Here is a 244-nt window from a genome sequence, read left to right on the forward strand (position 1 = left end):
GTCTGAGTTAGTCGCTAAACTAACCAAACGATTTCGCACAAGTACTAACTCACCAACCATATTCATAATTTGGTCAAGTCGTTTTGTATCTACGCGAACTGTCGTCTCTGCTGCTGGTGGCGCTGATTTTTTAGGCGTTGCTGGCGCTGCTTTAGCAACCGGTTTTTCTACCGGTTTAGAAGCGGGTGCTTTTACAGGTTCTGGTTTTTTTACAGGCACACTCGCTTTTGCAGCTGGTTTAGCT

At 45.5% G+C, this 244-nt stretch carries 1 pseudogene; it reads right to left on the bottom strand.

Features of this window, described 5'->3' with window-relative positions:
• Positions 1 to 244, bottom strand: a pseudogene (locus tag AAEY57_RS20830) (chemotaxis protein CheA); the annotation flags it as partial.

The organism is Pseudoalteromonas sp. MER144-MNA-CIBAN-0113 (assembly GCF_040308965.1).
GTDB classification, from domain to species: Bacteria; Pseudomonadota; Gammaproteobacteria; order Enterobacterales; family Alteromonadaceae; genus Pseudoalteromonas; species Pseudoalteromonas tetraodonis.